This window comes from Granulicatella sp. 20925_1_45 (genome assembly GCF_041433555.1).
Classification (GTDB): domain Bacteria; phylum Bacillota; class Bacilli; order Lactobacillales; family Aerococcaceae; genus Granulicatella.
Genome location: NZ_JAPWBR010000024.1, coordinates 1 through 22,473, shown reverse-complemented (window position 1 = coordinate 22,473; position 22,473 = coordinate 1). Strand labels below are relative to the sequence as shown.

Below are 22,473 nucleotides of genomic sequence, written 5' to 3'. Positions count from 1 at the left end.
GACTCATAAAATAAATAGCACATAAAATGATTACGAAGGAGCTGGCGGCTTTTTATAATCGCAGTAACGGGAATTTGCAGCGAAGAAGAATTACGCGGAGTAGGAACTTGTTCCTTACTCCGCGTTTGAGGCTTCGAAGGTGTAAGACCATGGCTTACACCGGTGCCCCGTAACAGCGATTATAAAAGAAAGCCGCAAGGCTTTGCAGTAATCATTTTTTCTGTGCCTAAACTAATTTCATGAGCAGAGTTTAAGACAAAAGCAAAAGCGATCTGATAGAATGAGTGTGACCAAAAAATGGAGGATGAGCAATGAAAACATTTGATTTAATTTCTATCGGTGGTGGTAGTGGCGGTATTGCCACAGCAAACCGTGCAGCCATGCATGGTGCCCGTGTAGCCGTAGTAGAAGGAAACTTACTTGGAGGAACCTGTGTGAATATCGGCTGTGTTCCTAAGAAAATTATGTGGTATGGTGCGCAAATTGCAGAGGCGATTCACGCATATGGTCCAGACTATGGGTTTACCGCAGAAAATGTCACTTTTGATTTTGCGACACTCAAGAAAAACCGTGAAGCCTATATTGACCGTTCACGTAACTCTTATAATGGAACTTTTGAACGCAACAACGTAACCGTGATTAAAGGGTACGCGCGCTTTATCGATGCCCACACGATTGAAGTGAATGGGGAAGAGTACCGTGCCAACCATATCGTAATTGCGACAGGGGCAAAACCTGCCATTCCAAACGTGGAAGGAAAAGAACTTGGGGGCACTTCTGACGATGTGTTTGCATGGGACGAACTGCCACAATCAGTAGCTATCTTAGGCGCTGGATATATTGCTGTAGAACTTTCGGGTGTCTTACATGCGCTAGGCGTGAAGACAGACCTTTTCGTTCGCCGCGATCGTCCTTTACGTAACTTCGACCATTCGATTATTGAAGTACTCATTGCGGAAATGGAAAAATCAGGACCAACATTGCACACAAACAAAGTGCCACAAAAATTGGTTCAACTTAAAGATGGTAGTGTGGAAATTCATTTCGAAGATGGAACAACTTTTGCTGCTGAAAAAGTGATTTGGGCAACAGGACGCATTCCTCATACAGAAGGATTAAACCTTGAAGCAGCAGGCGTGGAATTAACAGAACGTGGATTTATCAAAGTGAATGAATTCCAAGAAACTACAGCTCAAGGTGTGTACGCACTGGGAGATGCTTCTGGTGAAAAAGAATTGACGCCAGTAGCGATTAAAGCAGGACGCACACTAGCAGAACGTTTATTTAACGGACAAACAAACGCGAAAATGGACTACTCAACAATTCCAACAGTCGTGTTCTCACATCCAGCCATTGGAACAGTGGGGCTTTCAGAAGAACAAGCCGTGAAAGAGTATGGCAAAGAAAACGTGAAGGCATACTTATCAACGTTTGCTGGAATGTATTCAGCCGTGACAAGCCATCACCAACAAGCGCTCTTCAAACTCATCACAGCAGGAGCAGACGAAAAAGTAGTCGGCCTCCACGGGATTGGATATGGCGTTGACGAAATGATTCAAGGCTTTGCCGTAGCGATTAAAATGGGCGCAACCAAAGCTGACTTCGACGCAACCGTAGCAATCCATCCAACTGGAAGCGAAGAGTTTGTAATAATGCGCTAACAACTAGGCTAGTACAAAATACATGCACAAAAATACGCTAGATGGTTATCCATCTAGCGTATTTCGTTTTGTTTATGCGGCCGGCGGGACTTGAACCCGCACAGGTATACACCCACTGCCCCCTCAAGACAGCGCGTCTGCCATTCCGCCACGACCGCAGAACTCTTTTAGTTTATCAAATGTTTGCTGGAATTTCAATCTAAAAGGATTAATTTTCCACGACATTTTCCACATACATAGCGATTCGTGTTCATCTTGCGCATTCTAGGGTAGCGGTGATGGCACGCTGTACATTCGTAAATGAAATTCGGTTCCTTCATGCGTTCGACAAAGCGACTTCCGCCTACTTGATGAAGGAGGCGCTTAAAGTCAGCATCTCTGTGACGATAGCCGCCACCAGTTTGATGCAAGTGATAATGGCAGAGTTCATGTTTGATGACGCCAATGAGCGCTTCGAGCCCCAGTTCTTGTTCGACAAGGGGATTAATCTCGATATTTCCCGTTTTCAACAGATAGCGACCTCCGCTGGAACGTAGGCGTCTGTTATACGTAATTTTGTGCGTGAATTCGCGGTGAAAAGAGCTTCGCGAAATCTCCTGGGTTAATTGTTGTAATTCGTGTTCGTTCATAATGACCTCCGACCTTAGTGTAACACGCCTTGCCCCTTTAGAAAACAAGATAAACTTTGACCTTTTCACACTAGACAGGTAAAATAGGAAGGTATAAGATTTTTCAATCTGGAGGAAACAAAATGAAAATTGTTGTTGTCGGTGGGGGAAAAGTCGGCGAAGTGATTTGCCAGGAGCTCTCGACAGAAGAAAATGACATTGTATTGATTGATAAAAACCAAGATTTAATCGATCGTTTACTAAATAAATTCGATATTATGGGGATTTGCGGAAATGGTGCCAGCTACGACATTCTTGTGGAAGCAGGAGTGGAGAACTGTGACATCTTTATTTCTGTAACGGAAATGGATGAAATTAATATTATTGCATCTATTCTTGCGAAGAAAATTGGGGCGGAATACACTGTTGCGCGTGTGCGTAACCCTGAGTATTCACAACAATTACAACTCGTTCGTGAAAGTCTAGGGATTTCATTGCTAATTAACCCAGAGCTTTCTACGGCTCGTGATATCGCCAATAACTTTAATTATCCTTCTGCATTAAGTGTAGAAAATTTCGTTGGGAATCGTGTAAGTTTACTCGAATTAGAAATCAACGAAGGTTCCGCTCTTGCAGGATTGACTCTAAAAGAAGTGCGTAATCGATTTGAATCTATCTTAATCTGTGTGATTCACCGTAATGATCAAAGCTTCATTCCAGATGGGGATTCAACACTTGAAGAAGGAGACCATGTATTTATTACAGGGGCGTATCCAGACCTTCGCAATTTCTTAAAATTAACAGGTCAAGAAAAGAAGAGTGTGTCTTCTGCTACGATTGTCGGTGGTGGACGTATTACTTATTACTTACTCAATATGTTGAAACAAACAAAAATCAACACCAAAGTCATCGAAGTCAATGAAGAACGCTGTGAAACTTTAAGCTATGCGTTCCCACATTCAACCATCATTCATGCCGATGGAACAGACCACGATGTATTAGAAGAACAACGTATTACAGAATATGATGTGTTTGTATCGATGACAGGGATTGACGAAGAAAACTTAATTCTTTCAGCGTATGCGAAACAACAAGGTGTACCAAAGATTATTACGAAGATGAGCCGTCCAGCACTTCTTAAAGTGTTTAAAGGCTTTGATAATCAATCAGTCGTGACGCCAAAACGTATCGTTGCGAACGAAATTATCCAATTCGTGCGTTCACGTTCGAACACACAAGGATCTAATGTCGAAGCGTTATACCGTTTAGCGGATAACCAAGTTGAAGCACTTCAATTCCGCGTTCAAAAGAATAGTGGGATTTGCGGCATTCCTTTATCAGAATTGAAGACAAAATCAAACCTCTTGATTGCGTTTATCGTGCGTGGGGAACAACTGATTTATCCAGCTGGTAGTGACACAATCGAGCCATTTGATAAAGTAATCGTCGTTACAACGGAAAAAGACTTTGATGACATTAACGACATTTTGGAATAGAGGTGTCTGAATGAATATCAAAACAGTTCGCTATTTCGTGGGAAAAATGCTTCAAGTTGAAGCGGCGCTCTTAGCCTTACCACTGATTGTTAGCTTTATTTATCATGAGTCATTGACTCAAAAACTGGCTTATGCTGGAACGATTCTGCTACTACTTGTGATTGGGCTTCTCTTAAGCTTTAAAAAGCCAGAGCCACTAAAAATCATGGCGCGTGACGGGGTCGTAACCGTAGCCTTAAGCTGGATTTTACTCTCGTTCTTTGGTGGGTTGCCATTTGTCTTCACAGGAGAAATCCCAAATGTAGTGGATGCCTTCTTTGAAACGGCAAGTGGATTAACGACGACCGGTTCAAGTATTATTCCAGACCTATCCGTGCTCGCACATTCTTCATTATTTTGGAGAAGCTTCACTCACTTAGTCGGTGGGATGGGGGTACTGGTATTCGCACTTGCGATTCTTCCAAGTCATGGTTCTGAATCCGTGCAGCTAATGCGTGCGGAAGTTCCAGGTCCTGTGTTTGGAAAACTCGTATCGAAATTAGCCCATACGGCACAAATCTTATATATGATTTATTTAGCGATGACAGCCGTATTGACGATTATCTTAGTCGTCTTCCAAGTGCCACTCTTTGATGCCTTGCTTCTATCGTTTGGTACTGCAGGGACAGGTGGATTCGGGATTAACAATGCCGGATTTAGTATTTACGCTAACCCAGCAGCCGTTGAATGGATTATCGGGGTAGGGATGATGCTCTTTGGAATCAACTTTAACTTGTATTACTTCATTCTTCTAGGCGCTGTGAAAGATGTGATTAAAGACGAAGAAATGCGTACGTATGTTGGAATTGTCCTCAGCGTTACAATGATTATTTTCATCGTATTGTCGATTACCCAATCTGCATTAGGTGTTCCAATTCGTAGCGTGTTCTTCACGGTATCATCGATTATTACGACTACCGGATATTCGACCGTCGACTTTGGACTCTGGGGCTTGTTCCCACATGTGCTCCTCTTACTATTGATGTTTATCGGAGGATGTGCAGGTTCAACGGCCGGTGGGATTAAAGTCTCTCGTATTGTCGTGTACTTCAAGAGTGCGATTGCCGAATTAAAACGCATGGGGCAACCACGTCGAGTGTTTGTTCCAACGATGAACGGAAAACCAATCGATAATAAGATGGAGAAGAGTATCGCCAACTACTTAATCGTATATGTACTGTTCTTCCTTGTGTTATTACTGTGTGTGTCATTTGAAGCAGGCGATTTTACAACAGCCTTCTCAAGTGTGGCCGCAACCTTTAACAACATCGGGCCGGGGCTTGGTCAAGTAGGACCTACAAGCAACTTCTCAATGTATTCTGATTTCAATACTTTTGTACTTGCGATTGGGATGATTGCAGGACGTTTGGAAATTTATCCAATCATCATGCTTTTCTCACCAACAACAATGAAGGCATTTGCGCGTAGACGTTAACCAATTCTTAAACAAATAGATAAAGAACTTTAAGGAAAGAACACTTTTTTCTTAAAGTTCTTTTTGTATACTAGACTTGTAACGAATGAGTTACGATTGAAAACAAAGGAGGTTCATTCATGAAAAAATGGGTGAAGGCAACCGCAGTCGTCCTTGCATTGATGGGATTATCCATGAAGAATGCATATGCCATCGATACAACGACCGTTAATGAAAAATGGGGAAAACCAACCGTGGTTTATGGTGGTGGACTCAGCGAGGCGCAAATTCAGCAAACTTCTCAATTATTAGGCATTAAAGATCCAAATACCGTATTAACGGAAACAGCAACCGGACAAGATTTAATTAAATATCTTGGAAGTGGTGACGGGAATACGTCTGTCATGATTTCATCTGTGATGGTTCAAAAGACAGATAAAGGCACAGGCGTAAAGGTGAAAATCAAGACGCCTGAAAACATCACACTGGTCACTGCCGAGCAATATGCCAATGCGGCGATTACGGCAGGTGTAACGGATGCGGAAATCGAAGTTGCAGCCGTATCGAAAGTAACCGGTGAATCCGCCTTAACAGGGGTATATAAAGCCTTCGAAGCGAACGGAGTACAACTGGATGCCAAACGTACCGAAGTGGCGCAACAAGAGCTAGAAGTCACGAATAAAATCGCGCAAGAAAATGCGAACGCTAAAGGTTTCGATTCTTCAAAACTCGATAAAGCGATGATTGAAATCAAGAAAGAACTTGCGGAACTCAAACAAAAGCAAGGTCAATTAGCAACAAAAGAAGATATCGAGCGCATTATTAACGAGGCCTTGAAGAACAACTCATTACAAAATGTGATTTCTCAAGACCAAATTAATGCACTAGTCGCTTTTGCGCAAAACTATCAAAACACAAGTGCAATTGATTCCAAGCAAGTATTAGAGCAATTAAATAGCTTGTCAAAATCAGTCAGCGAAAAGATTAACAGCTTAGTCGAACAAGCCAAAAACGAAGGATGGCTCGATAAGATCGCCCAATTCTTCCAATCGATTTTTGATGCCATCAAAAATCTCTTCTCACAAAACTAAAGTGTGAATCGTAAGCATGGAACAAATTTGTTTCATGCTTTTTTAGTGCCAAAAATAGCACTCGATTTTAAAGGAGATATGGTATAATGAGGACAGGAAAATAGAATATATAGAGGAGGGGTCATGATGCCATCCAAGTATAGACAGTTACTGGTGTACGTTGTTGTTGCTTTACTCTATTATTTAATTCCTGTGTTTTTGATTCAAGATACAGGAAGTGCAATGTTCTTACTATTGATTGGAATTCCGGTCATCGTCTTTGTGGTTTCGATGCTGTTTTCAGTAAAGTTTGGATATTATTGGTATTTCCCGATTGTGATAGGTCTCTTATGGATTCCGAATCTCTTTTTACTAAATGACTCTGCGGCCATTTATATTCTGATGTATGCAGTTGTCAGTCTCATAGGACAACTCATTGGATTGCTGTTCAAAAAATAGTTAAAAAATAACCCTGGCCGTTGCTGGTCAGGGTTTTGTGTTTCTAATTTAGAATAAGATACAACAAATTTATTTTACATTTTTTGGGATATAATATTTTTAGACGATAAGATATATTCTGTTGACTGTTATTTTTAGAGTGTGTAAAATTTACATATGCTATTAAAAGAGAAGTTTCTTTTAGAAAAGCAAAATATAATGGAGGTATGTAAATTGAGAAGTACAAATATAAAGAAGAAATTTAATAAGTTTAGTGTTCTATTGAATGTGATATTAATAGCTATTATGGCTATTGGAGTGCTATTTTTCTTACCTAAGGAACAAAAATCTGAAGTCAAAACGTCAATTAATATCGAAAGTATTGAAAAAGTGAATGAAGTTGTATTTTTGAATGCGGGAGTTAATGAAATTATTACTGAAACAAAAACAACCCAAGTTTTTGGGTTTGATGTGCCGTTCTCTAGAAAAACAGCATTAGTGATTTTAAATTATACAGCTAAATTTGGAATTAAAAGTAGTGTAAAGGTTGAACAAATAGGCGAAAAAGAATATAAGGTTATCGTTCCAAAATTTGAAGTAATTGGTGTTGAACTTTCAAAAGATAATCCTTACAATTTGTATGATAATCATGGAGAGTTGTTAAGTGGAACTACAGAAGATGTGGATACTGGGAAATTGGTCACTAACCAACTTTCTAGTGATAAACAAGCAGAGTATTTAGATAAATTTAAGAGTGAAATTAAAGAATCTGCAATCAATTATTATAAAACATTATTTTCATCAATGGATTCTGAAGCAAAGGTAACTGTAGAATTCTCAGAATAATTCTTTCAAATAAAATTTTAGAAATAAATAACCCTGACCATCGCTGGTCAGGGTTTTCTCTTTGCATTTTAGAATAAGATTAAGAGTAAGCTAATTGTGATAATCAGTTGTACGACTAAACCAATGAGTGATAAGTAAATTGGATCGATCGTTGATTCTGTGGAGCTCTTAAACATCGAAGACGTAAATGTCACGATGTAGAGTAGAATGTGCGCGAAGAATACAATTAAGATTCCAACGAATAACCATACTGGACTGATGAATGTCATTACTGTTGCAACGGCAAGTAATACAATCGCAAGAACGTTCATACCTTCGTATTGTGTCAACCAGTAGTTAAATACGTGTTGACGTTTTTGGAAGATATGTTTCAATCCGTACGATACGCTTGGGAACCCAAGGTAGAACACCGCGTAGAAGAGGATGAAGCGAATGAACATCCAAATGTAGTTTGGTGTGCTTGTTAAGCTAGGTAAGATTGAAATGTCAGCGAATAATTGGTATTGACCAATCAGTGAATGAATTAAGTGAGTTGTCACGAATGCAGACATCACTGTTGCCAAAATAATTAAGGCGTATCCGTAAGTACGGCTATATTGACGCTTACGTGAATAGTGGTTTGTCGGTTGGACTAAACGTTCTCCAAAAAATGTGAAGAAGCGTTTGAATTTATTCCATGCACCAGCATAGGCTAGGCGATTATTCTTCACACGGTTTTCTTGTGAGCTACGGTTATTGTCTTCTTCTGGGATACTTGTTTCTACTTTCGTTGTAAACGATGGAGTAGGTTCGTTATTTTCGTCTAAAAGGTCGGTTTGAACACCTTCGTTTGGTTCAATCGACACCGATTGTGAGAGTTCGTCTTGCACTGTTCCACAGTAAGGGCAGAGTGTTTCTTGTTCGTCAATCATCTCATGACAGAATGGACATTGTTTCATGAATCTTCCTCTTTCTATGTCTAATAATTTTCATTGCTATTGTATCATAATTTCACTATAAAAAAAGACTAGGAACTCCTAGTCTTAGCGTGGCATCTTTTCAGATGAGTAGGTCGTGTTCACATCACGAACTACAAACAGCTACATCCGGTAGTGTGCCAAAGCACTCCTGTTCCACATAACTCGCAGTCTCTAATGTACTGCGTGTCGCCTCATCGCATAGAATACATTATAGCAGAGGGTGTGTGGAATGTCATGTATGAACTATTTTTCGCGGATTACTTCGATTTTGTAGCCATCTAAGTCTTTTACGAAATAGTAGTTTGCAGGATGTCCTGGTAAACCTTTTAATTCTGTAACGTCGTAGCCTTTAGCAACGTGTTCAGCGTGAAGTCCTTCTAAGTCTTTAGCGCTGATCGCGATATGACCATATCCGTCGCCGATTTCATAAGGGCCGTGGCCATAGTTATATGTTAGTTCTAATTCGTAATCGTCACCTTCGAATGCTAAGTAAACGATTGTGAATTTGTGTTCTGGGAAGTCTTTTCTGTGAGTTTCTTTAAAACCAAATGCTTCTTCGTAGAAACGAATGCTTTCTTCTAGATTTTGAACACGGACACAAGTATGCAACATTTTTGACATGATGTGACCTCCTTTAATTATTTTTCTTAAGCCTAACAAACTCTACAAATAAATACAAGTTTTCGAGACTGTTTTTGTTTCGCGGACAAATGTATTCGATTAGTGGAAATGTGTTGCGTTCTTTTCATTAATTTGGTAGTCTAGTACCATTGAAAAAATAAGGAAGTGTCATATGAAAGTAATCAAATTTGGTGGAAGCTCTTTAGCAAATGCCACTCAATTAAGAAAGGTCTTTAATATCGTAAAATCTGATGAAAAACGTAAAATCGTGGTGGTTTCAGCCCCAGGAAAACGCACATCAGACGATGAAAAAGTAACAGACCTTCTCATCCAATTAGCAACTTCTCATATTGAAGGGAATTATGATGAAGAAGTCTTAAAGAAAATCTTAGTGCGTTATAAAGAAATTTGTGATGAATTAGAATTAAAACCAGAAGTATTTGAACTCGTTCGTATTCATTTTAAAAACTTAAAAGAAAGAAACGACCTAGCTCCTGACTATTTAATGGATGCTTATAAAGCAAGCGGGGAAGACTTAAATGCGCGTTTAATTGCGTCTTACTTCAACCAAGAAGGTCTTGCTGCGAAATACGTAGGGCCACGCGAAGCCAAACTTTGGGTGAGCGACACTCCAGGAGAAGCTCGTATTTTAGAAGAAAGCTATCATGAATTAGAGTACTTACAATTAACAAATGAAGTGATTATCTTCCCAGGATTCTACGGGGTGACAAAAGAAGGCAATGTCGTAACATTCTCACGTGGCGGATCTGACATTACTGGTTCGATTTTAGCTAATGCCGTGAACGCAGAAGAGTACGAGAACTTTACAGACGTAGATGCCATCTATGTAGCGAGTCCTAAAATCGTGCATAAACCACTGGCCATCGACGTGTTGTCTTATACAGAAATGCGTGAGTTATCTTATGCAGGATTCTCAGTATTCCATACAGAAGCGCTTCTGCCTTCTATCAAAAAAGGAATTCCAGTGCACGTGTGCAATACGAATAACCCAGAAGCAAGCGGAACTTATATTATGAAAGGGAAAGTCACTTCTCCAAGTGTTATCTCAGGGATTGCAAGTTCGCCAGGTTTCGTAAGTATTTACGTGAAGAAATATTTGATGAACCATGAGATTGGGTTCCTTCGTAAATTATTGACAATTTTTGAAGAAGAAGGCATTTCCATCGAACATATTCCAACAGGGATTGATGATGCGACAATTATTATCCGTGGGGAAGATGCAACTGACGAGCAACTTGATGCGATTGTGGAACGTTTCTATGCGGAATTAGACGTGGATGATGCGCACTATATGCGTGGCCTCTGCCTGATTATGTTAGTAGGGGAAGGGATGGTCAACATGGTCGGTACAACGGCTCGTGTGGCTTCAACGCTTGCCCGTACTCAAATCAATATCGAATTATATAACCAAGGGGTATCTGAGGTTTCAATGATGTTTGGTATTTTAGACCAATACGAAAAGAAAGCCATCCGTGCGTTATATGATGAGTTTTTTGGTGAAACGAAAGAATATAAAGTGGTGGAATAATTTTCTAACAGTTTAAACGAAAATAGTAACGGTTGTAATTAGCCGATAGGAAGAGTAGAATATCCAATATATTCTGCTCTTTTTTTGGGCACATTATTTTTGATTAGGACAGGAGGGACGAAGATGATTCGTTTCTTATTTAAGGACTCGATTCCGAAAAGAATTGCATCCAGTTTTGCGATTGTGATTTTGGTGGGGTCATTCCTGTTAAGCTTACCGATTTCGCAAATCGCGACATCAAAAGCTTCGTATTTTGACCACTTGTTTACAACTGTATCGATGGTATGTGTTACAGGACTTTCGACTCAACCAGTAGCCGAGACGTACAATACTTTTGGACAAGTGATTTGTATGATTTTAATGCAAATCGGTGGATTAGGATTAATGAGTATTATTGCCTTTTTCCTCTATGATGCGGGGAAGAAGATGTCATTAGTTGATAAACTAGCCTTGCAAGATAGTTTGAACCGTGAGGATGGTCAAGATTTCAAAAAGTATTTAAAAACGATTTTTAAATATACATTCTTTATTGAATTCATTGCAGCGGTTATTTTATCCTTCCGCTTTGTTCCAGAACTAGGAACAGCAAAGGGAATTTTCACTGCATTCTTCTTTGCAATCTCTGCATTTTGTAATGCAGGTTTTGATAACTTAGGCTCTAATAGTCTGATTAACTATGCAACTGATCCATTTTTGACATTAGTGGTTGCTGCTCTCATTATTCTTGGGGGAATTGGTTTTTCCGTTTGGTTTGATTTCAAACGAAGCTACCTTGAAATGCGAAAATCGACCAAGAGTAAAAAGCGTAAATCGTTTTATAGACGATTGCAGTATCATACGAAGATTGTCCTTTGGTTGACGGGGATTATTCTACTTGGTGGAACGGTATTAACGATGATTACCGAATGGAATAATCCAAACACGATTGCAAATCTTTCTTTCTTCGATAAGGTGCTTGTGAGCTTCTTCCAAACGGTAACGATGAGAACGGCTGGATTTGCGACAATCGATTATACGACCGCTCATCCAACGAGCCTGTTGCTTTATTGTATTCAAATGCTTATCGGAGGTTCTCCTGGTGGGACTGCCGGTGGGGTGAAGACTACGACTTTCTTAGTGGTTCTCTTATTCATTCGTTCAGAAGTGTATGATGAGAAAATGATTCAATTTAGACACCATAGTATTTCGCAAGAGATGGCCAGAAAAGCCTTAACGATTTTTATCGTGTTTACAACACTTATTCTAAGTAGTGTGTTCTTGCTCAGCTTAACGGACCCAGATGCGCCACTGTTATATACTTTATTTGAAACGATCTCAGCGGTATGTACAGTAGGGGTAACGGCGAATTTAACACCAACCTTATCCTTCCTAGGGAAGATCATTATTATGTTGTTGATGTTTATTGGCCGTATCGGACCATTAACCGTTTTATTGAGTTTCTCAAACAGAAAGAACAAAGCGCTCGAGATGAAGTATGCGAAAGCACCATTATTAATTGGATAGAAAGTAGGGATTGTAATGAGAAAGACAGTTGGGATTTTAGGACTAGGTGTGTTTGGGATGACGATTGCCAAACAGCTTAGTGAATATGATTGCGACATTATTGCCGTTGATCGTGATGAAACAACCGTTAACCGTATTGAACCACTTGTCACCAAGGCAGTCATTGCCGATGTGACAGACGAAGATGTCTTGAAAGAAATCGGAATTGGCGACTGCGATACAGTGGTGGTAGCCACAGGGTCTAGTTTAGAAGCGAGTATTCTAGCCGTGATGCATTGTACGAAACTTGGTGTTCCAGAAATTATTGCTAAAGCAAAGGGCCGTACGACAACAGAAATCTTAACGAAGATGGGTGCACAACGTGTCGTGAACCCAGAAAAAGAAACAGGGATTCGTCTTGTGAAAAACATTCTTCACCATAAATTGGCTGAAGTGATTGCACTCGATGGCAATATCTCGCTTGTGGAATTTTATCCGCCAAAATCATGGGTTGGAAAGCAACTAAGCGATTTAGACTTACGTAAAGATTATGATTTGAACTTGATTGGATATCGTGAAGGAAAGGACGAATCCTTGAATACAAGAGTATTTGCGGATTTCCTCATTCGTGAAGACGTGGTTCTTGTAGCGATTATCGGAACGGATAGCTTAGATAAAGCCACATTCCTTGAAGACTAATCAAAGAGACCAGATGAATCAAAAGCGATTCATTTGGTCTCTTTTTTGAGTAAAAATGGGTTCAAACCCTTTCCAAAGCATCCATTTCATAGTACACTAGGACTATCAACTTTTTAGAAAGTAGGGATTATAATGGCCAATAAAAAACCATTAAGACGTGAAGAAGTTCCAGTAGAATTAACATGGGACCTTTCCGCAATTTACGAATCAAACGAAGGATTTGAAAAGGACTTAGAATTTGTTAAATCACAAATTCCAGCAGTAGCCGCTGCAAAAGATACAGCATTAAAAGACGGGGAATCATTATTAGCATTCTTAAATCTTTTAAACGTAGTGGATGATAAGATTGAAACAGCTTATGTTTACTCACATTTAAAAGCAGACCAAGATACTTCTAACAATGAAAATCAAGTCTTAAATCAACGTGCGTTCTCAACATACATCGAATTCTCAGGTGCTTCAGCATGGTTTGCTCCAGCAATTTTAGCATTATCTGATGAAGCATTCGAAGAGTATTTCAAACAAGAACCAGGATTAGAAGACTTCCGTGTCTTATTAGAAACAGCGCGTATTAAAAAAGGTCACGTGCTTTCAGATAAAGAAGAAGCTTTATTATCAAAAGCTAGCGAAGTGTTCCAAGGCGCAAGCAAAACGTTCAACTTATTGAACAACGCTGACATCAAGTTTGATGAAATCACAACTGAAAATGGCGAAAAAGTTGAATTGACAAACGGAAACTACTCAGTATATATCGAGTCTAAAAACCAAGATGTTCGTAAGGAAGCATTCGAAACATTGTACAAACCTTACATCAACTTGAAAAATACATTCGCAAGCACACTTGGTACAGAAGTGAAAGGACACAACTTCAGCGCTTTAGTTCATAACTATGACTCAGCTCGCCAAGCAGCACTTGCTTCAAACCAAGTTCCTGAAGAAGTGTACGATGCTTTAGTGGAAGTGGTAAATGAAAAATTACCATTATTACACCGTTACACTGCATTACAACAAAAAGCATTAGGCTTAGATGAATTGCATATGTATGATTTATACGTACCAATCACAGGAGACGCTCCAATTAAATACAACTACCAAGAAGCATCTCTAGCAAGTGTGGAAGCCTTGAAACCTCTTGGGGAAGAGTACCACGAAATCATGAAGAAAGCATACGCAGATCGTTGGATCGACGTTGCTGAAAACATCGGTAAACGCAGCGGTGGATATTCAAGTGGAGCATACTCAACAGCACCATACATCCTATTGAACTGGCATGATGAATTATCAAACTTCTTCACATTAGTTCACGAGTTAGGACACAGTGCACACAGCTACTTCACTCGTAACACTCAACCAAAACAATACGGAGATTATTCAATCTTCTTAGCGGAAATTGCTTCTACAACAAACGAAAACATCTTAACTGACTACTTGTTGAAGAAACATACTGATAAAGAAGCGCAAAAATACATCTTGAACAACTATTTACACCGCTTCAAATCAACAATTTTCCGTCAAACACAATTTGCGGAATTCGAACATAAGATTCACGTAATGGACCAAGAAGGCCAACCATTAACACAAGAATCAATCGCAAAAGTGTATGGTGAAATTAACGCGAAATACTATGCAAATGTCATCCAAGATGAGCAAATTGCTTATGAGTGGGCACGTATTCCTCACTTCTACATGAATTACTACGTATTCCAATACGCAACTGGTATGGCTGCAGCGACTGCTTTATCAGATAAAATCTTACATGGAACTCCAGAAGATTTAGAAGCTTACTTAAACTACTTACGTGCAGGACGCAGTGATGCTCCAATCGAAGTAATGAAAAAAGCCGGCGTAGATATGACGAAGAAAGACTACTTATACGACGCATTCGACGTATTCGAACAACGTCTATCTCAATTAGAAGCTTTAATGAGCGAATAACAAAATCAACTCCGAGAGTAAGAACTCTCGGAGTTGTTTTGTTATAAGAGTGTATAAAGAAAAATCCTCCATATGGAGGAGTTTTTGTATGTTAACGATTCATATTCACGACTTTTGCTAAGTTGTGGCGTGAGCGAACTTCAACCAGTCGTTTGACTTCTGGACATTCAGGAAGTGGCTCGCCATTACAAATTTCACTAATGGTATCAGCCGTAATACTGTTGGCCAGTAAGATTCCGTATGAATGATTTGAATTATCGAAGATGACAAGCGAAGGAGTGTGCGTTACATTCATCTCTTGTGCGATTTGTAAGTCACGGTCATACGCTGTTTTCACAGCAGGACTGGCTTTATCTTCGTAAAACATTTTTTTATCGATTTCAATATTATCTAAAATTTCATCTAACAATTCTTTGTTATAACTACGATTGTGATGATGAATTTGGTGTTGCAACTCAAATAAGAATTGACGACCAGGACGTTTTCCTTGTAAGAGGGCAGCTTTATACGAAAGAGCTGCATCATATATTTTTGTATAGATTTCATTTCTTAAATCTAAATCCGTTTCATCGAGCTTTTGGTTTTTCATATATTGATTAACCGTTTGTAAATTATGAAACGTTACGAATTGGTAATGTACCTTAAACTCAGAATTGCGAACAAATTTTAATAGTTCGTTTTCACAGCGATAACAATATGATCCCAATGGATTCACGAATAAATATAATTCGAAAATCTTTTCGTGTGAAGTGTGTTCTGATAGATTTTTTGTTTTTGAAGTACTCAAAATCCTACACCCCTGTTCCCTAACTAACTTTGTAACATCATTGTAACATAGTTCGTTGAAATGTCAGAATAATTTGCACAACGCGTGACGTTTGTACTCATCTCGTGGACAATGCACGTTTAATTTTACTTTCTGCTTGGCGTCTTAAGATATTATATTTGGCTAAAATGCCTAAGAATACCGGTTCGCCGAGCTCGAGACTACGAACTTCCATTTCCATCTCAAAGTCGACTTTGCCGTTGTAGTGACTCTCATCTAGAACAAGCCATTCATTTTCGGAGAGAGCACCTTCTAAGCGATGCGTTGTAAGAAGGGCCGTTTGATTCACGGTTTGAATTGTAATTCCTTTATCTTCCAATGCTTCCTGAAGCGTAGTTGGAAGCGTGAATTGTTTGTCGTGGTTATACGCATTCAGAATGTCTACCGGAAGCACTTCAGTATATTCAAGCACCACTAAGCTACTTTGAGGAATCTTTAGTGTGATTTCGCCGGTTTCTTTTCCTTCGACAATGCGAATGCGAAGGGCCATTTTATGTTCTTGGAGGAGACCTTCATAGTCGTAGTAACTATTCGTCTGCGTAACGTCTTTTGTAAAGACTTCTTTATAGTCGTTTACGAGCGCGTCGTATTGTTCTTTTGTCAGTAAGTTTTTAAACTCTTTTTCAATTTCTGGCATATTCGTTCCTCCTTTAGTGTTCTATTGTAGCTCATTTTATGACAGATTTGAAAAAAATCGCCTTAATTTGTCATGATTCCTTATAAAATATGGTATGATAGAGAACGGAAATGAAAAAAAGTAGGTGAAAATATGGAAACATGGGAAACACCCTTAGTAGAAGATTGGGATGCCTTTCTAGCTCCGTATTATCAAGCAATAGAGGAATTAAAAATTAAATTAAAGGGAATTAGACGCCAGTATCGTCAGGAAGGAAAGCACGCACCGATTGAATTTATCACGGGCCGTGTGAAGACTCCAGAGAGTATTGTAGAAAAGATGCAAGTTCGTAATATTCCTAGAGACGAATTCCTTGAAGGAGTACAAGATATTGCAGGGCTTCGCATTATGTGTCAGTTCGTTGATGATATTTATGAAGTGGTTCGCTTGATTCGTCAGCGTAATGACTTTGATATCGTGATTGAACGTGACTATATTCAAAATAAAAAAGCGAGTGGCTATCGTTCGTACCATATCGTGTTGGAATATCCAGTGCAACGAATCGAAGGAGAAACAAAGATTCTTGTGGAAATTCAAATTCGTACGCTTGCGATGAATTTCTGGGCAACGATTGAACACTCATTGAACTATAAATATAAAGGGGAATTCCCTGATACGATTCATGAGCGTCTGGAACGTGCAGCAGAAGCGGCGTTCTTGCTTGATGAAGAGATGTCTCAAATACGAGAAGAGATTCAAGAAGCGCAATATATTTTTGCGATTAATAAGGAAAATCAGCGTAAACGTAAGAAACGGAGGGAATCTTGATGAAAGTCGGTTTATTCGGAAATCAAACAGAAAAAACAAAAGAAGTCATGAATACCTTCGACCGCTTATGCCAAGAAGGCTGTTTTGTGCGCGATGACGTAAATCCTGATGTGGTGATTACAGTTGGCGGAGACGGAACGCTTTTAGGCGCCTTTCACCGTTACCGCAATCAACTAGATAGCATTCGTTTTGTGGCTATCCATACGGGTCACTTAGGCTTCTATACGGATTGGCGTAACTTCGAAGTGGATCAATTAATCGAGTCATTGAAACAAGACAAGGGCGAGCGTGTAAGCTATCCATTGCTCGATGTGAATGTGAAATTTAAGAGCGGAGATGTTGTTCGCTATGCAGCCTTGAATGAGGCGACATTGCGTAAAGTAAATGGAACGCTTTTATGCGAAGTGTATATTAATGGCGAGTTATTTGAAAACTTCCGTGGAGATGGGCTTTGTGTGGCGACACCGACAGGGTCAACAGGCCTCAGCAAATCTCTAGGGGGAGCCGTTGTTCATCCGCGTGCAGAAGTGATGCAAATGACTGAAATGGCGTCGATTAATAATCGTGTGTATCGTACACTTAGTTCGCCAATGATTTTTGCAAAAGATAATGTCTTAACACTACGTCCTGAAAGTAAAGAGGGCATGGTGATGGCGATTGACCATTTAACGTATGATGCCAATGAGATTGAAGAAATTCAATTACAAATTAGTGGGGAGCGCATTTCATTTGCGGCGTACCGTCATACACCATTCTGGGATCGTGTGGAAGATGCGTTTATCGGTTCGCGTGAAGTGAACTGTCGTGGAAATGAGGAAGTCCGTTGATTTTAACGTGGAATTACCCATATGAGTATCCGATGATGATGCGGTCCTTCTTGCAAGAAGTCGGGATTTCAAGAACCTTTCTTGCCCATGTAAAAACGCATGGAGACCTTCTTGTTAATGGTCGTCATGAGATTGTCTTAAAGTCGCTCAAGCCGGGCGATGTCCTAACGATGGTGATTCCACCGTCTGGAGAACATGAGACCGTCATTCCAAGTGAAGTGCCGATTGATATTTTGTATGAGGATGATTATTTACTCATTATCAACAAGCCTGTAGGGACGGCTTCGATTCCGTCGAAGTTGCATCCGGACCATTCCATGGCGAATCGTGTCAAAGGGTATTATAAGCGTTGTGGCTATGCAGACCAAATTACCCATGTAGTAACGCGTCTTGACCGTGATACAACGGGAGTGATGATGTTTGCCAAACACCGCGTTGTACATGCGTGGATGGACCAAGCCTTACGAGACAAAACCATTGAGAAGAAGTATTTAGCGATTGTGCATGATACGGCTGCATTAGAAGATCATGGCATGATTGATGCGCCGATTGGTCGACATGAAGGGTCGATTATTAATCGTTGTGTATCAGAAGATGGGAAACCATCGCTAACTGAATATTGGAAGAAAGAAACGCTTGTTGGAGCGGACCTTGTCGAGATTTTATTACATACTGGACGCACGCATCAGATTCGTGTCCATTTCTCATGGCTAGGGGCACCACTTGTGGGAGATGATTTATACGGTGGGGTAAAAGACGAGATTTTAGACCGTCAAGCCTTGCATTGTCACTCACTCACGTTTATTCATCCAATGACGAAAAAAGAAATAACCGTTGTGGCGCCACTGCCAAAAGATATGGACGAGTGGATTAAAGCTCACAAGCAATAAAGAGAGGAGAATCACCATTGAGCGAAATCGTATATGAATTTGAAGATATTTTAGAACAAATTCAGCACACCTTGGCAACGGAAGATAAGCAACAATTCCGTGAGATTTTCTTTGAGAATCATACGTACGACCAAGCGCAAATTTATTTGAGTTTAACGCTGGAAGAACGTAAATTAGCCTACCAATTTCTGAATCCTGAAGAAATGGCAATGGTGTTCGAACTACTAGAAGAAGACGTAGAAGACGTTGAAAAATATTTAAGCGAAATGGACGAAGCTTATGCCTCACGAATGCTTGCGGAAATGTATTCCGATAATGCAGTAGACGTGTTGAAGCAAGTAGGCGAAGAAAATGTCCGCACTTATTTACGCTTGATGCCACATAAAACGGCAAGTGAACTCCGTCAATTGTTAAACTATGAAGACGAAACAGCAGGGGCGATGATGACGACTGAATTTATCGCCGTGCGTGAATCGGATACATTAAAAACAGCGATGGCGACGGTAAAACGTTTCGCCGAAGATGCTGAAACGATTTACTATGTATATGTGACGGACGATGAAAATCATTTAACTGGGATTCTCACGCTAAAAGACTTAATCGTGAAACCAGACGAAAAACTCGTCAAAGATATCATGATTGACCGTGTCGTAACCGTGCACGTGAATGATGCGCAAGAAGAAGTAGCCCAAACGATTAAAGACTATGACTTCCTTGCTATTCCGGTTGTCGATGATGCGAATACGCTAGTAGGGATTATCACAGTCGATGATGCGTTGGACGTTATCGAAGAAGAAGCAACCAGTGACTATTCAGGTCTTGCCGGGGTAAACGTTGATGAAGCGCACCAAGGCGTGTGGGCAGGGATTGTCAACCGTCTACCGGGGATTGTGACGCTTCTTATCATGGGTACTGTAACAGCAGTCCTCTTTAGACATTATGAACCGATTATTCAACAAGCAAGTATCTTTGCCATCTTTATTACTTTAATTACTGGTACTGCCGGGAATACGGGGACACAATCACTTGCGGTTGCGATTCGTAAGATTGGTCTTCACGAGGAAGAACAGTCATTTTGGAAAGTACTCGTACAAGAGGGGACAACAGGGCTTGGAATTGGATTGATTTCCGGGGTTGTTGTGTTTGGAATTGTAAGTTTATGGCAAGGTAGCCTTGTTCTTGGCGGCATTATCGGATTTGCGATGTTCGCATCGATTTTCGTGGCGGCTTTAACAGGGACATGTATTCCATTTGCGTTGGAGAAATTCAACTTTGATCCATCCATTGCCAGTGGACCATTTATTACAACCGTGAACGACTTAACAACAGTGCTTGTTTACTTCACGATTGTGAGTCAATTTATTTCAGTCTATTTAGCAAAATAAAAAACGATAAGGTGTATAGACATTTTTGTCTGTATCCTTATCGTTTTTTTCTTAAGCGCCTTTCCAGGAGTTGAGTTCGTCTTCGCAGAAATGGCGTGCGTTTCCTCAAACGTCCGCAGAACGTTTCACGTTCCTTCCGGCGTTCGAGTCCAACGTTCCATTTCTAAGCGCGAAGACTCACATCCTGAATTTGGAAATAATCTTGCAAATATTTCGCTAATCCATTTTCATCATTCGTGAATGGAGTAATCGCATTCGCGATATTTTTCAATTCATCAATTCCATTTTTCATCGCAACGCCATGTCCTGCGTATTCAATCATTTCCATATCGTTATCTTCGTCACCAAAGGCAAGAATGTTTTCTTGTTTGATGCCGTAGTAACGAGATAAATGTTCAAGAGCTTTAGCTTTATGAATGCCAGGTGAAATCACTTCTAAACATGGGAAACTGCCGCCCCAAGTACGGATTTCGATGTCGTTATCATAGCGGTCTAAGATTTTTGATTTAATCTCTGGCTGTTTATCAACATCCGAGAAGAGAGCAACAGCAGTCGGTTGTTCTTTGAGTTTTGTATCTTTGCCGATCACGATTGGCTTTTGGTCTTTTGGATAATATGGACACTCTGGAAGTTCTTCCATGTCTGAATAAACAAGCTCTGTTCCTTCGACCATTAAGTAATCGACAGGTAGTGTTTTGTTAAAGGCTACTAAGTCCAGTACAAATTCTGAATCCAGTGTGATGTGGTATTTTCCATCCCATTCAGGCATTCCCGGAATATGACAGAGGGCACCGTTAAAGTTTGCGATTGGTCCACCTAGGTTTAGCTGGTCGTAATATTGTTTTGAATTACGGTAAGGGCGACCAGTGACAATGGCTACTTCATGCCCTAAGTTTTTCACGGCATGAAGCGTTTTGATTGTTTCTTGTGTCAGTTCTGAGTTGTTGTTTAATGTAGTTCCATCAAGGTCGATGGCAATGAGTTTCTTTTCCATTCGTTCTCCTTTCAAAGTGATTTTCTAAAAGCGGAAACTTGTTTTCAAAGTTTCCATCAAGTACAATATCTGTATAAGTTTACCATATTTTTTATTAAATAAGAAAGAGGAAGTTATGATTCAAATTGATTATCGTGAAGTAAATGGAATTCCATACGCTGAAGTCGTAGATGCATCCTTGAAAGACCAAGTGCTTCCCATCGTTGTGTTTTACCATGGTTGGACAGGAAGTAAAGACCGTGTCGTAACGATTGGAGTAGAGCTAGCAAAACGCGGTATGCGTGCTGTTTTACCAGACCAACACTTACACGGAGACCGTGGTGTGCGCTTGATTGGTGGCGAAATCTGGGAAATTGTAGCCAATAACATTAAAGAACTTTCTATTTTAAAAGAAGAAATGAGACAACGCGGGCTCTTAGATGAAACGAAATTTGGAGTGTCTGGATTAAGTATGGGTGGAATTTCAACCTACGCGTTGTTCAATCAATATCCAGATATTACAGCAGCAGCGAGTTTAATGGGAAATGCGGATCCTGCTCGTTTTGCTAAATGGACGATTTCATCAGTTTGGATGACAGGAGCTACACAGGAGCAATGTGAAGCATTAGAAGCAGAAATTGAAAAGAACAAAGCCTTCTTAGATGCGATGGCGCTTGCGAAACATCCGGAACGTATTAATGGACGTCCATTATTCTTATGGCATGGAACTACAGATGATAAAGTACCATATGAATTGAATAAAGAATTTTATGAAACCATTAAAGACGAACCATATGCGAAAAATGTAGAGTGGCATGAAACACTAGGTCAAGGGCATATTGTGCCACATCAAGTGTTTGAAGATGTTGCTGACTTTTTCCAAAAAGTATTTCAATAGGAGAGTAGAAGATGACAGAAGAAAATAAAAATGCTGCAGAAGCAATGCAAGAGAAAATCTTAGAGGCTTTGGAGACAGTGATTGACCCAGAGCTTGGTATTGATATCGTCAATCTTGGACTTATTTACCGAGTGGACTTAAATGAAGAAGGGCATTGCCAAGTGGATATGACTTTGACGACAATGGGATGTCCGCTAGCAGATATTATTACAGATGAAATTCATCGTGCGCTAGCTGAGATTGAAGAAGTGAAGACAATCGATGTGAAATTGGTTTGGTATCCAGCATGGAGTCCAGATAGAATGTCACGTTATGCAAGAATTGCGTTAGGTATTCGATAAGACAAAATCCCCACAGATGTGGGGATTTTTTTGTGCAATAAAATAAATTCTGTCAGATAAATACGTATGGTG

22 protein-coding genes and 1 tRNA gene are annotated in these 22,473 nt (G+C 40.0%); 16 read left to right on the top strand and 7 right to left on the bottom strand.

All coding sequences use genetic code 11. The features are described 5' to 3' along the window. The first annotated feature begins 311 nt into the window (after nt 1–311). Nucleotides 312–1,661 carry a glutathione-disulfide reductase gene (gene gorA, locus O3798_RS07800; protein ID WP_371464170.1) on the top strand — a complete coding sequence of 450 codons (1,350 nt, stop codon included), beginning with the start codon at nt 312–314 and terminating at the stop codon, nt 1,659–1,661. 75 nt (nt 1,662–1,736) lie between these two features. Here the strand turns inward: gorA and O3798_RS07795 are convergent. Together O3798_RS07795 and O3798_RS07790 are read right to left on the bottom strand one after the other, a co-directional pair. Beyond that, a tRNA-Leu gene (locus O3798_RS07795) sits at nt 1,737–1,819 on the bottom strand. A 36-nt stretch (nt 1,820–1,855) separates the two neighbouring features. Further along, on the bottom strand, nt 1,856–2,290 hold the full coding sequence (locus O3798_RS07790; protein WP_371464169.1) for a SprT family protein: 435 nt from the start codon (nt 2,288–2,290) through the stop codon (nt 1,856–1,858). A gap of 122 nt (nt 2,291–2,412) precedes the next feature. On the opposite strand from O3798_RS07790, the gene trkA reads away from it, so the two are divergent. From trkA to O3798_RS07765, 5 genes are all read left to right on the top strand, one after another. Beyond that, nucleotides 2,413–3,765, top strand: a complete 1,353-nt coding sequence (gene trkA, locus O3798_RS07785) for a Trk system potassium transporter TrkA (RefSeq protein WP_371464168.1) — start codon at nt 2,413–2,415, stop codon at nt 3,763–3,765. A gap of 10 nt (nt 3,766–3,775) precedes the next feature. Then, nucleotides 3,776–5,239: a TrkH family potassium uptake protein gene (locus tag O3798_RS07780; RefSeq protein ID WP_371464167.1), complete on the top strand. Its 1,464-nt coding sequence runs from the start codon at nt 3,776–3,778 to the stop codon at nt 5,237–5,239. A 119-nt stretch (nt 5,240–5,358) separates the two neighbouring features. After that, nucleotides 5,359–6,309: a DUF1002 domain-containing protein gene (locus tag O3798_RS07775; protein ID WP_371464166.1), complete on the top strand. Its 951-nt coding sequence runs from the start codon at nt 5,359–5,361 to the stop codon at nt 6,307–6,309. A 126-nt stretch (nt 6,310–6,435) separates the two neighbouring features. Then, nucleotides 6,436–6,747: a hypothetical protein gene (locus O3798_RS07770; protein WP_371464165.1), complete on the top strand. Its 312-nt coding sequence runs from the start codon at nt 6,436–6,438 to the stop codon at nt 6,745–6,747. A gap of 198 nt (nt 6,748–6,945) precedes the next feature. Further along, entirely contained in the window at nt 6,946–7,572 is a 627-nt protein-coding gene (locus O3798_RS07765) for a DUF4230 domain-containing protein (protein WP_371464164.1), read from the top strand. Nucleotides 7,573–7,640: 68 nt separating this feature from the next. Here the strand turns inward: O3798_RS07765 and O3798_RS07760 are convergent, their stop codons facing one another. Together O3798_RS07760 and O3798_RS07755 are read right to left on the bottom strand one after the other, a co-directional pair. Further along, nucleotides 7,641–8,510, bottom strand: coding sequence for a zinc ribbon domain-containing protein (locus O3798_RS07760; RefSeq protein WP_371464163.1), 870 nt, complete (start codon nt 8,508–8,510; stop codon nt 7,641–7,643). A gap of 264 nt (nt 8,511–8,774) precedes the next feature. Further along, nucleotides 8,775–9,155: a VOC family protein gene (locus O3798_RS07755; protein WP_371446214.1), complete on the bottom strand. Its 381-nt coding sequence runs from the start codon at nt 9,153–9,155 to the stop codon at nt 8,775–8,777. A 169-nt stretch (nt 9,156–9,324) separates the two neighbouring features. Here O3798_RS07755 and O3798_RS07750 point away from each other — a divergent pair, with 169 nt between their 5' ends. The 4 genes from O3798_RS07750 to pepF all read left to right on the top strand — a co-directional run bounded on the left by O3798_RS07750 (nt 9,325) and on the right by pepF (nt 14,817). Beyond that, nucleotides 9,325–10,701: an aspartate kinase gene (locus O3798_RS07750; RefSeq protein WP_371464162.1), complete on the top strand. Its 1,377-nt coding sequence runs from the start codon at nt 9,325–9,327 to the stop codon at nt 10,699–10,701. A gap of 123 nt (nt 10,702–10,824) precedes the next feature. Beyond that, nucleotides 10,825–12,204 (top strand): TrkH family potassium uptake protein, encoded by a 1,380-nt coding sequence (locus O3798_RS07745; protein WP_371464161.1) that lies wholly within the window; start codon nt 10,825–10,827, stop codon nt 12,202–12,204. Between the two features lie 15 nt (nt 12,205–12,219). Next, on the top strand, nt 12,220–12,882 hold the full coding sequence (locus O3798_RS07740; RefSeq protein WP_371464160.1) for a TrkA family potassium uptake protein: 663 nt from the start codon (nt 12,220–12,222) through the stop codon (nt 12,880–12,882). Nucleotides 12,883–13,014: 132 nt separating this feature from the next. Continuing rightward, on the top strand, nt 13,015–14,817 hold the full coding sequence (gene pepF, locus O3798_RS07735) for an oligoendopeptidase F (protein WP_371464159.1): 1,803 nt from the start codon (nt 13,015–13,017) through the stop codon (nt 14,815–14,817). A gap of 91 nt (nt 14,818–14,908) precedes the next feature. Here pepF and O3798_RS07730 read toward each other — a convergent pair whose 3' ends face one another. Together O3798_RS07730 and O3798_RS07725 are read right to left on the bottom strand one after the other, a co-directional pair. Next, nucleotides 14,909–15,532, bottom strand: coding sequence for a DsbA family protein (locus O3798_RS07730; RefSeq protein WP_371464177.1), 624 nt, complete (start codon nt 15,530–15,532; stop codon nt 14,909–14,911). A gap of 169 nt (nt 15,533–15,701) precedes the next feature. Then, the gene (locus O3798_RS07725; protein WP_371464158.1) at nt 15,702–16,280 is read right to left on the bottom strand and encodes a CYTH domain-containing protein; all 579 of its coding nucleotides are present in this window, start codon (nt 16,278–16,280) and stop codon (nt 15,702–15,704) included. Between the two features lie 132 nt (nt 16,281–16,412). On the opposite strand from O3798_RS07725, the gene O3798_RS07720 reads away from it, so the two are divergent. From O3798_RS07720 to mgtE, 4 genes are read left to right on the top strand one after another with little or no spacing between them, the layout of a single operon-like run. Continuing rightward, nucleotides 16,413–17,087, top strand: a complete 675-nt coding sequence (locus O3798_RS07720; RefSeq protein ID WP_371464157.1) for a GTP pyrophosphokinase family protein — start codon at nt 16,413–16,415, stop codon at nt 17,085–17,087. Continuing rightward, nucleotides 17,087–17,914 (top strand): NAD kinase, encoded by an 828-nt coding sequence (locus tag O3798_RS07715; RefSeq protein ID WP_371464156.1) that lies wholly within the window; start codon nt 17,087–17,089, stop codon nt 17,912–17,914. The genes O3798_RS07720 and O3798_RS07715 overlap by 1 nt, the downstream gene beginning before the upstream one ends. After that, entirely contained in the window at nt 17,911–18,804 is an 894-nt protein-coding gene (locus O3798_RS07710; RefSeq protein ID WP_371464155.1) for an RluA family pseudouridine synthase, read from the top strand. The genes O3798_RS07715 and O3798_RS07710 overlap by 4 nt, the downstream gene beginning before the upstream one ends. 17 nt (nt 18,805–18,821) lie before the next feature. Then, on the top strand, nt 18,822–20,189 hold the full coding sequence (gene mgtE / locus O3798_RS07705) for a magnesium transporter (protein ID WP_371464154.1): 1,368 nt from the start codon (nt 18,822–18,824) through the stop codon (nt 20,187–20,189). 163 nt (nt 20,190–20,352) lie between these two features. Here the strand turns inward: mgtE and O3798_RS07700 are convergent, their stop codons facing one another. Continuing rightward, entirely contained in the window at nt 20,353–21,183 is an 831-nt protein-coding gene (locus tag O3798_RS07700) for a Cof-type HAD-IIB family hydrolase (protein ID WP_371464153.1), read from the bottom strand. Between the two features lie 115 nt (nt 21,184–21,298). Between O3798_RS07700 and O3798_RS07695 the strand changes: the two genes are divergently transcribed. Both O3798_RS07695 and O3798_RS07690 read left to right on the top strand, forming a co-directional pair. Next, nucleotides 21,299–22,060, top strand: coding sequence for a prolyl oligopeptidase family serine peptidase (locus O3798_RS07695; RefSeq protein ID WP_371464152.1), 762 nt, complete (start codon nt 21,299–21,301; stop codon nt 22,058–22,060). An 11-nt stretch (nt 22,061–22,071) separates the two neighbouring features. After that, nucleotides 22,072–22,401 carry a metal-sulfur cluster assembly factor gene (locus O3798_RS07690; protein WP_298646273.1) on the top strand — a complete coding sequence of 110 codons (330 nt, stop codon included), beginning with the start codon at nt 22,072–22,074 and terminating at the stop codon, nt 22,399–22,401. Nucleotides 22,402–22,473 lie beyond the last annotated feature (72 nt).

What these genes read in the sequence shown, in the direction of transcription:
- gorA (WP_371464170.1), top strand. Translation starts at nt 312, where the DNA reads ATGAAAACATTTGATTTAATTTCTATCGGTGGTGGTAGTGGCGGTATT.
- O3798_RS07790 (WP_371464169.1), bottom strand. Translation starts at nt 2,290, where the DNA reads ATGAACGAACACGAATTACAACAATTAACCCAGGAGATTTCGCGAAGC.
- trkA (WP_371464168.1), top strand. Translation starts at nt 2,413, where the DNA reads ATGAAAATTGTTGTTGTCGGTGGGGGAAAAGTCGGCGAAGTGATTTGC.
- O3798_RS07780 (WP_371464167.1), top strand. Translation starts at nt 3,776, where the DNA reads ATGAATATCAAAACAGTTCGCTATTTCGTGGGAAAAATGCTTCAAGTT.
- O3798_RS07775 (WP_371464166.1), top strand. Translation starts at nt 5,359, where the DNA reads ATGAAAAAATGGGTGAAGGCAACCGCAGTCGTCCTTGCATTGATGGGA.
- O3798_RS07770 (WP_371464165.1), top strand. Translation starts at nt 6,436, where the DNA reads ATGCCATCCAAGTATAGACAGTTACTGGTGTACGTTGTTGTTGCTTTA.
- O3798_RS07765 (WP_371464164.1), top strand. Translation starts at nt 6,946, where the DNA reads ATGGAGGTATGTAAATTGAGAAGTACAAATATAAAGAAGAAATTTAAT.
- O3798_RS07760 (WP_371464163.1), bottom strand. Translation starts at nt 8,510, where the DNA reads ATGAAACAATGTCCATTCTGTCATGAGATGATTGACGAACAAGAAACA.
- O3798_RS07750 (WP_371464162.1), top strand. Translation starts at nt 9,325, where the DNA reads ATGAAAGTAATCAAATTTGGTGGAAGCTCTTTAGCAAATGCCACTCAA.
- O3798_RS07745 (WP_371464161.1), top strand. Translation starts at nt 10,825, where the DNA reads ATGATTCGTTTCTTATTTAAGGACTCGATTCCGAAAAGAATTGCATCC.
- O3798_RS07740 (WP_371464160.1), top strand. Translation starts at nt 12,220, where the DNA reads ATGAGAAAGACAGTTGGGATTTTAGGACTAGGTGTGTTTGGGATGACG.
- pepF (WP_371464159.1), top strand. Translation starts at nt 13,015, where the DNA reads ATGGCCAATAAAAAACCATTAAGACGTGAAGAAGTTCCAGTAGAATTA.
- O3798_RS07725 (WP_371464158.1), bottom strand. Translation starts at nt 16,280, where the DNA reads ATGCCAGAAATTGAAAAAGAGTTTAAAAACTTACTGACAAAAGAACAA.
- O3798_RS07720 (WP_371464157.1), top strand. Translation starts at nt 16,413, where the DNA reads ATGGAAACATGGGAAACACCCTTAGTAGAAGATTGGGATGCCTTTCTA.
- O3798_RS07715 (WP_371464156.1), top strand. Translation starts at nt 17,087, where the DNA reads ATGAAAGTCGGTTTATTCGGAAATCAAACAGAAAAAACAAAAGAAGTC.
- O3798_RS07700 (WP_371464153.1), bottom strand. Translation starts at nt 21,183, where the DNA reads ATGGAAAAGAAACTCATTGCCATCGACCTTGATGGAACTACATTAAAC.
- O3798_RS07695 (WP_371464152.1), top strand. Translation starts at nt 21,299, where the DNA reads ATGATTCAAATTGATTATCGTGAAGTAAATGGAATTCCATACGCTGAA.
- O3798_RS07690 (WP_298646273.1), top strand. Translation starts at nt 22,072, where the DNA reads ATGACAGAAGAAAATAAAAATGCTGCAGAAGCAATGCAAGAGAAAATC.